We start from the raw sequence: 11,579 nt of genomic DNA on the forward strand, positions 1-11,579 counted from the left end.
TCATCATTGGGCTTCAACCAACTCGAAGGTCAACACCGACAAGCGGCGCCACCAGCCTCATGGCCCGGGACAGGGCACGACAGGAACACTGGGCCTTTTCGCTCGCCCGCAAGGTCGGCGTGAACGTGCAGGTCGTCGCCGATCCCGTGGGCAAGCTGCCGTGGATCTCACCCGCACTGCCCGGCCGCACCCACGGCCTGACCGCCGCCCGGCACCCGCCGCGTCATCCGGATCTGCGAACGCCAGGGCATGACCGACGGGTGCGCGAGCGGCGTCAGTCGCCGCGGTCGTCGCGCTCACGTGCCCTGGCACGCAGCTGGGCCAAAACGGGCAGTAGCTTGACCAGGTCGACGTCCCCCGCGTCGGTGGTGGCACGCAACGACACCGATGTCGTGTCCAGGTCCGTCGCCAGCGAAGCCAGCGCCAGCCGTGGGAGATCGGCAGTGGCCATCTCGGTCAGATAGGCGATGAGGGCCGCGCCCTCGTTCCGCAGGCAGAATCCCTGCGGAACACGGGACTTCGGGGTCCGCCTCCGCGAGGCCTCGTCGAAGAACCGCTCCAGGCGTGCCGCGTGCGCGGCGTTCGGCGCCCGCTCCCCCTTCAGCAGCATGGCCACCTGCTGGAAGGAGATGTCGGTGCCCGCCCCGATGTCCCTGAGCTTGTAGGGCTCGGGTTTCTCGCTTCTTCCGCCTTCCTTGAGACGGGTCTGCCACAAGAACCGCAGACGCTGCTGGAACAGGCCCCGCTGGAACGCCTCCAACGCGTCCTTCGTGTCGGGCTCGACCTCCGGCAGAGCACCCTCGAGCAACTCGACGACGCGCTCGGGGCTGATGCCGGTGGCGTACGAGATGAAGCCCGGGTTCAAGAAGCGCTCGGCCGGCTGGCCGAGGAAGGCGGCGAACGTCTCGACGTCGCCGCGGAGCCGGGCGATTTCAGACGCTGCCGCCCTCTGACGGGACGCTTGGTTCAAGAAGGTCTCCCAGGAGGGCCGTGGTACCGGCAGTGCCCAGCGAGCGTATCCAGCCGCGAGCCAGCCGACCATAGCTGTCGACGATCATTGACGACTTGCGGGGCGGTGCACGGTGATCGCACGCAGCCCCGTACGCAGGCGGCTCGCGCCCGGTACACGGACGTCCAGGGCATGTTCGGAGCCGCCTTGTGGGAGCGCACGCCGTTGCGGAACGTCATCGGATGCTGGGCCACCCGGGACGTTCCCCTGACGGACCGCCGCATTCGATCCCGCCGGCCCCCGCGCCGCGACGCGCCAGGCGCTTCCGGGCCGTCCTCCGGCGTGAGAGGGGCGGCCCGGAGTCCACCGGCGATGCCACAGCCCGCCGGCGAGGATCCCGGCAGCCGCCGGCCCTCAGCCCGGCGAAGGCGAGGGGAAGCAGGCCGGTCATCGCCCTGCAACTCCCGTGCCTTACCGTGCGGTTCGTTGTGTACGCCTGCTTCCCGCGCTCCGCTTCCAGACCACCGGACGGAGCCCACAACCGACTGGTAATGTCACTCCGCAAAGCAGCAGCCACAGCCGGTGATCAAAAAGGTGGGCGCTGAAACGATCACTTCGAGCGCTCGGCCGCCCTCGTCGTACAGCCGGACGGCCGCACCAGGTCGCTGCCGCACGGCCGGCAACCCATACGCCGGCCGGGGTCCACACGGGCGGGAGGAGCCAGGACCATGCAGCCCACCGGCGCTTCAGCCCCCCGCCGCGTCGGCCTCATGAGAAGTCCCGTCCGGACCAGCACGTTCCCGCGTCAACGACGGGCCTTCCACCGCGACATCCGCCGTGCTCGCCACATCTTCCATCGCGAACTCGGTCTTCGGCCCGGCGTCAGGCTCCAGGAGCTCCTCGATGCCATCGCCGACCACAACAAGCGGCCGGTCAGCCTGCTGGAGATGGACCTCGACCCGGACCTGAGCGGGATCTGTCTCCGCGGGCGCACCGAGGACCGCATCATCGTCGGGCACAACAACAGCGAGTGGCAGCGTATGTGCGTCAGTGCACACGAACTCGGACACCTCCTGCCCTGGATCGCCGCCGACTCCACCGAGTCCTCGGTCAGCGGCCACGGGCACGGGCACGACATCCAGCTCGACGCCCGGACTCTGGCCGAGCAGCTGACGACCCTGCCCGCCGACGTCGTGCACGACGTCATGAACCCGGCCCGGCCGACGAAACTACGGGCGGCCTACGACACCGACGAGGAACGGGCAGTGGAGGCATGGGGCACGGTAGTGCCCACCCTGCTGTCGCTGGACGGTGCCACCAGCCCGACCGGAGCGATCACCTCGGCGTTCTCCAACCGGGTGTCCCTGTGACCTGGCAGACGACTCTGACGGTGATCGATCTCGGCATCGCCGTCCTCACCCTGACCCTCGGCGTGACCAAGGCGGCAGCCGCCCGCCGGGAACGAACGCTGGTGCTGTCCCTGACCGCCTCGGTGCTCCTGCACGCCGGCGTCGTCTTCCTCCTGGCCACTCCACCGCTGTACCGAGCCGTGGGCAGCGCCCTCCACGCCCCCAACCTCCCCGCCTTGGCGATCGACGTCGCCACGCTCCTGTGCGTCGGGCACGCCCACTACATGGCGCTGCTGTGGCACCCCGAACGTCATACGGCCCAGGCCCGTCGGCGGGCGGTGCGTGCGTGGCTCCCGTTCTACACGGCCGCCGTCACCGCGATGGTCCTCCTCTACGCGAGCGCCGGCCTGCCACAGGCGGCCCGCCCCCTGCGCTTCGCCCCGGTCTACGCCCAGAACCCCGCCGTCTTCGCCCTCAAGGCCGTCTACTTCAGCGCCCTCGTCGTCGCCGTCGTCGCCACGATGAGCCTGTGCCGTCAGGTGACGCTCCCCGACCGGCCCGGCCTCGCCCGGGACGTCCGCAGGTGCATGCGGTGGTTCGCCGTCGCCGTCGGACTCGACCTTGCCACCGCCGTCCTCACCCTCGGCTCCATGGTCGGCGTCATCGTCCGGGACGACCACCGTTACGACTTCCTGGCCGACGCCTCCTGGGTCGCCACCATCCTCAGCGGCATCGCCGCCAACCAGTCACTCGGACGCCTGGTCCTGACAGCGACCAAGGACGACCGCCGCGACTGCCATGCGCTGGGGCCGCTCCACCACCTGGTCGTGGCCGGTGCCCGGCACCTTGTCATCCCGACCGGCCGCTGGAACGCGCAGATCAGGCTGACCCGCATGATGATGGAGATCCGCGACGGAGCCCGCACCCTGACCCCCTGGATGAGTGACCGCCCCGCAGCCGCGGTCGACGACCTCCTGCGGAGTGCCGGCCCGCCAACCGGTGGTCCCGTCGACCCGCTCGCCGCCCAGGACGCCGCCACCCTCCTGCACGCGGCAGCCTGCCGCGCCGCAGGACGACCCCCCGCCCCGGCCGAGCACCGCCTTCACACCCTGCCGGGAATCGACGTTCCCGCCGCGCAGGAACGGGCCCACCTCGTCCGCGTGGCCCAGCACCTGGCGCACCCGCTCGTGAGCACAGCGCTCCGTGCCGCAGACGAGCAGGCGGTCCCGCCCACCGCAGGCCGGTGACCCGCCCGCCGCAGGGCCCTCGACCCGGCGGAGCCATCGGCAAACGTTCAAAGCCGACTCCTCCGCCGACGGCCGCACTCGCTGGTCGGCCCGGACCGGAGGCCTCGGCGGTCGTGGTGGCCGCAGGCGCCGGCCGCCGAGGCCGACGGACTCCCACGTCCGCGTGCCCGCCTCAGTGTGATGCAGAAATCATCGCCGGGCGGCATTCCGGAGGAGGGGCATGGGCATGCATCGGGCGTTTGTCGACGCCCCACAAGGAGTGATACGTGCCATGAGCGCTCCAGCGACATCTCCCACCCCCACAGCCCCTGCCGGCCTGCCGCTCATCGGGCACGGTCTCCAACTGGCCCGCGAGCCACTGTCCTTCATCGACTCCCTGCGCGCCCACGGCAGCGTGGTGCGCATCCGCATAGGCCCCACCCCCGCCTACGTCGTCACCGACCCCGCACTCACCCGCAGGGTCCTGGTGACCGATGCCGCGCACTTCGCCAAGGGCGGCAAGATCATCGACGCGCTACGGGTGTTCTTCGGCGACGGCCTGGCGACCATCGCGGACGGCGATGCCCACCTGCGCAACCGACGGCTGATGCAGCCGATGTTCAACAAGGCGCACATCGCCGACCGTGGCGAGGCGATGATCGACCAGGTCCACGCACTGGTGAGCGCGTGGCCCGACGGGCAGCCGCGCGATGTGTTCGCGGACATGAACGAGGTGACCCTGGCGGCTTTCCTCGTCGCCCTCTTCGGTGCCGATCTGCCGGACCACCTGGCGGGGGAGTTCATCGCCCTGATGCCGGAGATCATGAAGGGGACGATCCGGCAGACCATCCTCCCGCCGTGGGCGACCCGCCTTCCGCTGCCCGCCCATCGCGCCCACGCGCGACGTGTGGCACAACTGCGCACCCTCATCGACGAGGCCATCGACCACCGCCTGAGCCGAATTCCCCATGCCCAGGCGGCTACTGACGACCCGTCACCGGGCGACGCGGCCGGATGCCCGCACGCGGCGGGGCGTGAGCAGCAGGCCGGCCTCTTCGACACTCTGCTCACCGCGCGGGAACCACTGACCCGCCAGCAGCTGCAGGACGAGGCGATCACCCTGCTGACCGGGGCCATCGAGACGACCGGCACCACTTTGGCGTGGGCGCTGTTCGAGATCGCCGGCCACCCGGACGTCGAGCAGCGGCTCCGCGACGAGCTGGACTCCGTGTGCGGTGACCGGCCGCTGCGTCATTCCGATCTCGACCAGCTTCCCTATGCCCGTAAGGTGCTGCAGGAGACCATCCGCAAGTACGGGCCGGCCTGGCTGGTGACGCGAACCGCGACCCGCGACATCGACCTGGGCGGACACCTCATCCCCCACGGCGCCGACGTCGTGTGGAGCCCTTACCTTCACCAGCACGACCCCGACGTCTTCCCCGACCCCGACGTCTTCGACCCGGACCGCTGGACACCGCAGACCGTCTCCTCCGCACGGGGATCCTTCCTCGCCTTCGGCGACGGGCGCCGCAAGTGCATCGGCGAGAACTTCGCCTGGGCCGAGCTGCAGATCATCCTCGCCACCGTGCTGCGGACCTGGCCGAAGTTCGAGCGCACCTCCGTACGCCCGCCGCGCCGTCAGGCCATCGTCACCGTCAAGCCCGACAACCTGACCATGGCATTCAGCCGCGGGCACTGACCCACTCGGGTCGGGCACACGGCTGTGGGCGGTGGTTGCGCCACCGCCCGCACGACCGCCTGCGGGACCGAGCCGCCGGTGATCGACCTCTGCGGAACAGAGCTGGTCGAAGCCGGGGAGACCCCGTCGGCGGACAGCTCCGTCCCCGGCGCTCTCACAGGTGGCTGGCTGATGAGACGTGCGAGGGGTCGCCACTGTCGGCGAAGTGGTACGAACCCGGTGGGCGCGGCCGAATCAGTCGGCAGATGTGGTCGGCCCCGGGTGGCGACCAGCTGATCCCGCTGCGCCGCCACCGTCCGCGGCTCCCTCGGCGGAGTCGGATCAGTCATCACCACCGCCACGCCCGTGGTGCCCGGCTCGCCGGTCACTGACCTCAGCGCGGCGGTGCCCGGCTCGCGTGTCGGTTTCACCGCGTCCCGCGCCGTGCCGGGGGGCGGTGGTGCAGATGCCGTCGGCCCTGGGGGGTGGCGGCTCCTGTGTCAGTGGCCACGGCCGGTCCCGGGGCATGGTGCGGATGTGCCGGGGCGTCCGGGCGCGCTCCGGGCGCCCCAGCCCAGGTCGAGGTCGGGACCGCTCGAGGAGCCCGGAGTCCGGCACTGTCCGGCGGCACGGTGGCACCTCGCCCAGGCCCGGTCGCAGGCACCGGGGCCGGGAAGCGTTCGGGCGGTAGGACGCGCAGGCACTGCGCATTCCCGTGCGGGAGGCGTCGACCGTGCCGGTCGCCGTGTGCGCTGTGGCGCGGTGCCGGTGGCACCGGCACCTGCCGGCATGGGGCGTGCGGCCGCTGCCGCCGGAAGGAGACGGCTGGAGCGCTTCGCTGCGGGGCCGGCGGGCGGGGCATTCCGGGGGTGGGGGAGACGGGACACTCATCCTCATTTCGCCTGCGGCGGCGCGTGGGCCGGGCAGGCAGGAGAAACACTGCTGGGGCATCGGCGTTCGGGCGGAGCAAAGGACGGTCGGACGTCGGGGGACGACCGGCCCTCGTCCGTGCTTCCAAGCCGCGCCCGACGGGGAGCGGGCAGGCGGCCCGGAAGCGCTTGAGGAGGTCAGGGCAAGTCCGAGCGGGCGATATCGGGTGCCCGGTGCATACGGTTCTGCCTCTCCGTGACGATCGCGCGCAGTCCACGCCGGGTCTTGGCCAGCGCGCGTGAGAGATCGACGAGCACCTCGCGGGCATCTTCGAGCGCGTTGCCGGGGCCTGGCCCGGCGGGCTGCCACCGGCCCTGGTCATCGCGCTGGTGGCCGATGCCGGCGCACACGTCGATCAGTTGCGTCATCAGGGCCTGGAGCCGATCGTCCTTCAAAGTGCCTGGCTCGGCCGTCTCCAGCTGCTGCGTGGTCAATGGATTCCCTCTGGTGTCCTGGTGCGGCGGCACGGCCGGCAGCCGCACTGCATCTGCATCTGGGTCGGTCAGCGATGCCCTGATGCCGCATGCACGGCTGCGCGACGCCGGGCAGGGCACGGCCGGCTGCGGGCGGACCGTGGCAGGCGCATGCGTGTCTCCGATGGGAGTGGGGGGCAGGCAACGCTGTCGTACGAGCGGTGATCACGGACCGCAGCCGCAAAGGTCGTTTCCGCTTGCGTGGGATCTTTCTACGCGCAAACCACCCTGTCAACGATCGTTTTCAGCTAGTAAACGATCGTTGAGAGTCGGGGAGGCGGCCGCTAGGGTTCCCCGTACACGGCAGCCGTCGCATCCCCGACTCCCAGGAGCCCTTTGGTGGAAGAAATCCCGTCACTGCCGGAGACGCTCCAGCGCCTTGAAACGATCATTCAGGCCCAGGGTCTGGACCGCTCCCAGCTGCTCGACCCCGCTGAGCTGGCCACCAGAACGGCCCTGGCCGAGGACACCGTCCGTACCCTGCTGGCCGGCGGTCTCCCGCCGTCCGACACGGTCAACGACCGCGCCCGGGCCCGCATCAGCACCCTCGCCAAGGTGTACCTGCAGCGCAGCGGAAGACGCATGTCCGATCTCGCCGCCGACATCTCCCGGGAACTGGGGATCTCCGAGAACTGGGCCCGTCAGATCTGCGAGGGCAGAAAGGTGCCCAACCTGGAGATCACCCACGGGCTGGCCAAGTACTTCCGCGTGGACGGAGGGGAGACGTTCTTCACCGCCCCGGCCGACGAGGCCCTCAACCGCGCCTTGCAGCCGGTTCTGCACACGCTGGAGAAGCCGGAGAACGACCCCGTCCAGGCGCTGATGAACCGGTACGGCGTCAAGGGCACGGACTTGCGGACACACGGTTCCATGACACGCAGACAGCTGGAACGGCTCCTGGAAGGAGTCTTCAGATCGGTGCTGCCCGAGGAAGAGGACACGGACCGATGAGCACCCGGGAAATGAAGGCCCTGCTGGCCGAACTCGGCAGGGAGGCGGCCAAGTCGATCGAAAGGCCCGCAGAGCCGAAAGTCGTGATGCGCGAGTTCTGCCGGGCGATGGGCGTACGCCGCAACCGGCCCGTCCAACTCGTCTTCCGGGCCTTCCCCCCCGACCTTCCCGTCTCAGGCATGCGCCTGGACTGCGGGGACCGCTCCATCGTCGTGGTCGAGGAGAACACTCATCCGGAGGCCCAACTGGTCATCCTGGGACATGAGTTATGGCACGAAGTCCAGGACGACAGCGGTCACCGCATACCGGGGCTGACTGCTTCCGCCCGAGCGCTCAGCCCGAACCGGGCGCGAGAGGCCGTCCGCGAGGCGGCGAAGCAGGTCCTCGCCGCGGCAGAGGTCCCGCGTGAGGCGTTCCTGACGGTGGCCGCCCGGGCGAACTCCGCGGAGGACCACGAAGTGGACGCGGAGACGTTCGGCCTGCTGTTCGGCCGTGAGGTGCGCACCTGGATGAAGGGCCGCTACGCCGAAGGACCGGTCAGTCCCGCGACCGTCGAAGGGCGCATCAACCTCTCGCTCAGCAACCGCACCGGACTCCTGCGATGAACCCTCACTTCCACATTCCCTACGTCTTACCCACGGCCCTCCTGGCCCTCGCCCTGGCACTGAAGCTGCCCACCTTCGCGCGTGCCTGGCGCGATCCCGACGTGCGGGCCACGACCCTGCTGCTGACGTGGGCCACCGCCGTCCTCGTCGTCATCACGCCCGTCAACATCCACCGGCTCAACACGCTCACCGGTGTCCCGAACATCGCCTCGCCCTGGGCCTACTCGTTCCTCACCGCGTTCTGCGCCACCGGGCTGACCATGATCACGAGGTGGCGCGAGGAGCCCTCGGTGAAACGCCGGCGCAAGATGCGGCGCATCTACGTCATCTACGCCTGCATCGTGGCCGCCCTCTGGGTGACTTTCCTCCTGGCCGACGCGTCCGAGGAACGCATCTACGACCTGGACACCTACTACGCCGGCACGCCGTGGATGCGGGAACACATCCTGCTGTACCTGGTCGCGCACATGGTGTCCTCGCTGGTTGCCGCCTACATGCTGTGGAAGTGGTTCCCCGAGATCACCAATCGCTGGCTCAAGACCGGCGTCGTCTTCCTGCAGGCCGGTTTCGCCTCCGGCCTGCTGTTCGACGTGGCGAAGTTCTGCGCGATCGGCGCGCGGTGGGCCGGCACCGACTGGGACGTCCTCAGCACCCAGGCAGCACCGCCCTTCGCCCTCCTGGAAGCCATCCTGGTGGCTGTCGGCTTCACCGTGCCGCAGGCCGGGCCTTTCCTGCACCGCCGGCTCCGCGACCAGCGCGACTACTGGAGGCTGCGGCCGCTGTGGCGGGCAGTACGTGTCCTCACGCCGACCGCGGCCACCGCACGCTTCGGGTTCTGGACCCCCCTCGACCTGCGGTTGATGCAGCGCCAGCAGCGCATCCACGACGCTCTACGCCTGCTCACCCCCCATTTCGATCACATTCTGTACCAGCGCACATACGAGGCTGCGCTGACCACGCACAGCGAGAAGGCGGCCCGAGGAGTGGCCGGAGCCGTAGCCGTCCAAGCCGCCATCCACGCCCACCAGACAGGCAGGCCGAGTGCCGCCGCCGACGAAGTGCCGCAGATCGATCCGCACGTCAGCGACCACATTCACGTCATCTCCCAAGCCATGTACCGTCGCCGCACCCTCGACTTCCCCCGCCGACGGGCGACCACCACAGAAAGCATGAACACCCATGCGTGACACCCTCACCGCCCGTCGGCCGACGGCCGTCGTCATCGGCGCCAGCGCGGCCGGACTGTTCGCCGCCGCGGCGCTCGCCGAATTCGCCGACGTCACGATCGTCGAACGCGACACCCTTCCCCACGGCCCCGAGCCCCGACGCGGCGTTCCCCAGGCCCGCCACGCGCACCTGGTGTGGAGCGGCGGCGTCAAAGCCTTCGACGAACTGCTGCCCGGACTGGTGGACGACATCGTCGCCCACGGCGCCAACCTGGTGCAGATCATGGGCGGCATGGTCTCCCGCGCGCCCAACGAGGTGTGGTTCCGGCGCTTCACCTCCACCCACCACCACAACCTCGTCTGCTCCCGCGACCTGCTCGACTTCCTCATACGCGACCGGGTCCTCTCCGACGAGCACGTCACGCTCCGTGAGAACGCCACCGTGCTCGGCGTGACGGGCAGCGCCACCCGGATCACGGGAATCCGCCTGCGCACCGGTGACAACGAGCACAGTCTCAGCGCCGACCTGGTCATCGACGCCTCCGGCCGCGGCTCCCGCGCCCCGCAGTGGCTCAGGAACCTGGGTCTGCCCGAGGTCACCGAGCGGGAAGTGAACGCCGGCGTCACCTACGCCACCCGCCTCTACCGCGCTCCCGGCACCAGCGCGGACATCGACTTCCCGCTTGTCAACGTCCAGGCCAACCCCGCCAAGGCCCCCGGCCGCGGCGGCATCATCCTGCCGATCGAGAACAAACGCTGGATCGTCACCCTCTCCGGCACCCGCGGCGGCGAACCCACCAGCGACCCGGACGCCTTCGTCGATTTCGCCCTCGGTCTGGACGATCCCGTCATCGGTGAATTCCTCAAGGACGCCACCCCGCTCAGCGACGTCACCACCAGCCACGCCACTGCCAACCGACGCCGCTACTACGAGAAGATGAAGCGCTGGCCCGACGGCTTCACCGTCCTCGGCGACGCCATCGCCGGCTACAACCCTGTCTACGGACACGGCATCACCGTCGCTGCCCAGTGCGCCCTCGCCGTCCGTGACGTACTGCGCACCACGAGCCTGTCCACCCCCGGCACCGCTCGCCGCCTCCAGCGAGCCGCGGCCCGCCCCGTCTCCGCGGCCTGGGATCTCGCCGTCGGCCAGGACGTCTTCTACCCCGGCGCCACCGAAACGCCACCCACCCCCATGGAGCGGTCCCTCGCCCGGTTCGTCGACTGCGCCGTCGCCACCGGAGCCCGCAACCCCCGCGCCCTGGGCGCCCTGCTGGACGTGATGAGCATGGAGAAACCCGCGACCCGGCTGTTCTCCCTCACCGACATGATCATTCCCATGCTCTTCGGACCCAAAAAGCCCCGTCTGCCGGGACCGCCCCTGACCGAGGCGGAGCGCAAGACCACCCTCTCCTGATCAGTCCGTGCGCAGGGCCGGCAGTCGTCCACTGCGGCCCTCGGCGTTCGAGGCGCGCGTCACCCTTCGTCCTCAAGTCCCCCTGCCGGGTGCGATCAGTCCGTACCGGCCCGCAGACCTGACCCCCACAGGGCGTTCATGCCGGAGGGCCGAGAGGCGTTCGAGCGCTGTCGCGCCCGAGCGGGGCGACCGGCGAGTCGACGACCGGTCACCGGGACACCGGCATCTGCAGGGCCCGAACCGTCCAGTGGTTCATGGCGGCTGCAAGCGAGGAGTGATCGATAGGCTCCCTGGCATGAGCGTTGAGGTGGATGTCGTCCGGGAGCCGAGCCAGGAGATGGTGGAGGCGTTCGGGCGCTTGCTGCCGCAGTTGTCGAAGACGGCGAAGCCCTTGGACCATGAGGCGGTCGAACGGATGCTGCGGTGCGATGCGAACACGGTACTGGTGGCTCGTTCGGAGGGCGAGATCGTGGGGACGCTGACGTTGGTGCTGTTCCCCCTGCCGTCCGGACACCGGGCTCGGGTGGAGGATGTGGTCGTCGACAGCGCGGCAAGAGGGCGGGGCATCGCGGCGGCGCTCACTCGACGCGCCCTGGAGCTGGCTCGTGAGGCGGGAGCGAGAACTGTGGACCTCACCTCCCGCCCGGACCGTGAGGCAGCGAACCGGCTCTATGAACGGCTCGGCTTCACAGCGCGCGACTCGACGGTCTTCCGGTTCGCGATGGACGACAGGCCCTAGCTGTGCTGTCCGGACAGGTTGGTGACGCGGCTGGCGGGGGTTTGGCCGCCGATGCCGGTGTGGGGTCGGTGGTAGTTGTACCAGTCCAGCCAGTGG

11 protein-coding genes and 1 pseudogene are annotated in these 11,579 nt (G+C 70.0%); 9 read left to right on the forward strand and 3 right to left on the reverse strand.

From position 1 onward, the window contains the following. Positions 1-107: 107 nt before the first annotated feature. Positions 108-212: pseudogene (locus AB0L29_RS02940) on the forward strand (IS5/IS1182 family transposase); the annotation flags it as partial. Positions 213-274: 62 nt separating this feature from the next. Here AB0L29_RS02940 and AB0L29_RS02945 read toward each other — a convergent pair. After that, entirely contained in the window at positions 275-970 is a 696-nt protein-coding gene (locus AB0L29_RS02945; protein WP_365822700.1) for a hypothetical protein, read from the reverse strand. 749 nt (positions 971-1,719) lie between these two features. On the opposite strand from AB0L29_RS02945, the gene AB0L29_RS02950 reads away from it, so the two are divergent. From AB0L29_RS02950 to AB0L29_RS02960, 3 genes are all read left to right on the forward strand, one after another. Next, a complete protein-coding gene (locus AB0L29_RS02950) occupies positions 1,720-2,319 on the forward strand; it encodes a hypothetical protein (RefSeq protein ID WP_365822627.1) in 600 nt (199 codons plus the stop codon). Then, positions 2,316-3,545, forward strand: a complete 1,230-nt coding sequence (locus AB0L29_RS02955) for a DUF6545 domain-containing protein (RefSeq protein WP_365822629.1) — start codon at positions 2,316-2,318, stop codon at positions 3,543-3,545. Before AB0L29_RS02950 ends, AB0L29_RS02955 begins: the two co-directional genes overlap by 4 nt. A gap of 271 nt (positions 3,546-3,816) precedes the next feature. Next, positions 3,817-5,223, forward strand: coding sequence for a cytochrome P450 (locus AB0L29_RS02960; RefSeq protein WP_365822631.1), 1,407 nt, complete (start codon positions 3,817-3,819; stop codon positions 5,221-5,223). 1,046 nt (positions 5,224-6,269) lie between these two features. On the opposite strand, the gene AB0L29_RS02965 is transcribed toward AB0L29_RS02960, so the two are convergent. Further along, positions 6,270-6,566 carry a hypothetical protein gene (locus tag AB0L29_RS02965; protein ID WP_365822633.1) on the reverse strand — a complete coding sequence of 99 codons (297 nt, stop codon included), beginning with the start codon at positions 6,564-6,566 and terminating at the stop codon, positions 6,270-6,272. A gap of 378 nt (positions 6,567-6,944) precedes the next feature. On the opposite strand from AB0L29_RS02965, the gene AB0L29_RS02970 reads away from it, so the two are divergent. The 5 genes from AB0L29_RS02970 (at position 6,945) to AB0L29_RS02990 (ending at position 11,483) form a co-directional block, all read left to right on the forward strand. After that, positions 6,945-7,556, forward strand: a complete 612-nt coding sequence (locus AB0L29_RS02970) for a hypothetical protein (protein ID WP_365822635.1) — start codon at positions 6,945-6,947, stop codon at positions 7,554-7,556. After that, positions 7,553-8,161 (forward strand): ImmA/IrrE family metallo-endopeptidase, encoded by a 609-nt coding sequence (locus tag AB0L29_RS02975; protein WP_365822637.1) that lies wholly within the window; start codon positions 7,553-7,555, stop codon positions 8,159-8,161. Before AB0L29_RS02970 ends, AB0L29_RS02975 begins: the two co-directional genes overlap by 4 nt. Next, positions 8,158-9,348, forward strand: a complete 1,191-nt coding sequence (locus AB0L29_RS02980; protein WP_365822639.1) for an MAB_1171c family putative transporter — start codon at positions 8,158-8,160, stop codon at positions 9,346-9,348. The genes AB0L29_RS02975 and AB0L29_RS02980 overlap by 4 nt, the downstream gene beginning before the upstream one ends. Continuing rightward, a complete protein-coding gene (locus tag AB0L29_RS02985; RefSeq protein ID WP_365822641.1) occupies positions 9,341-10,744 on the forward strand; it encodes an FAD-dependent monooxygenase in 1,404 nt (467 codons plus the stop codon). The genes AB0L29_RS02980 and AB0L29_RS02985 overlap by 8 nt, the downstream gene beginning before the upstream one ends. A gap of 295 nt (positions 10,745-11,039) precedes the next feature. Beyond that, on the forward strand, positions 11,040-11,483 hold the full coding sequence (locus AB0L29_RS02990; RefSeq protein ID WP_365822643.1) for a GNAT family N-acetyltransferase: 444 nt from the start codon (positions 11,040-11,042) through the stop codon (positions 11,481-11,483). Here the strand turns inward: AB0L29_RS02990 and AB0L29_RS02995 are convergent. Beyond that, positions 11,480-11,579, reverse strand: a 100-nt coding sequence (locus tag AB0L29_RS02995) for an integrase core domain-containing protein (RefSeq protein ID WP_365822697.1), incomplete at its 5' end; no start/stop codon positions are given. The genes AB0L29_RS02990 and AB0L29_RS02995 overlap by 4 nt on opposite strands.

The sequence above is a fragment of the Streptomyces sp. NPDC052701 genome (genome assembly GCF_040678355.1).
Taxonomy (GTDB): domain Bacteria; phylum Actinomycetota; class Actinomycetes; order Streptomycetales; family Streptomycetaceae; genus Streptomyces.